Origin of the sequence: Catalinimonas locisalis, from assembly GCF_038039535.1 — a bacterium.
Classification (GTDB): domain Bacteria; phylum Bacteroidota; class Bacteroidia; order Cytophagales; family Cyclobacteriaceae; genus Catalinimonas.
Map to the genome: position 1 here is coordinate 1 of NZ_JBBPHP010000121.1, position 589 is coordinate 589.

The 589-nt window shown below is 35.8% G+C and carries 1 protein-coding gene; it reads left to right on the top strand.

The genetic code is table 11. The annotated features are described in order from the left end of the window. Window positions 1-146 precede the first annotated feature (146 nt). Window positions 147-500 (top strand): hypothetical protein, encoded by a 354-nt coding sequence (locus WJR50_RS34150; RefSeq protein WP_341297807.1) that lies wholly within the window; start codon window positions 147-149, stop codon window positions 498-500. The last annotated feature ends 89 nt before the right edge of the window (window positions 501-589 follow it).

Consider the following 589-nt stretch of genomic DNA (forward strand, 5'->3'; position numbering starts at 1 on the left):
AATAAAGCCAGCAAGATGAAGCAGAATATCTCATCAAAAAGTCACATCTTGCCTCTACGACCGGTAGCTTTAACGTTGGTAGCCACTGTAATTGAAAAATGTATAGCTCTCAATATTTTTACTTCGTCATTAGATCAGATGAAAAATTGACAGAAAGCGTACCCATAAATGAGGTAAAAAAATTTCTTGATAATTTACCTGAGATAAAAGAAAGAGGGATTGTTAATTACGAGAATCATAAGTTTTTCCCATGGATTAATTTAACATTAGTAAAAACAGCTACAATGGATAGTTGGGCAAGTGATATTGAAATCCAATATGTTAATTTAATTTCAGTCACTGCTTCAAAGAGAGGAACTCAAGCAGATAAAGAACTGGAGGAATATCTAAATTTAATGAAAAAGATTGCTGATTTCTTGAAGTGGGAAATTGTTGAAGAAGAAACGGAAGATGGAATAGAAAATCACGTGATTTATAAATCAAAAGTAGAAAAAACTTGACAGGCGGCTACCAATCGTGTAGACGGCTGACAGTCAATTGACTGCCAGTGCGCCTCACACACCACTCAGCGTACGGGTCTCGTACTGAG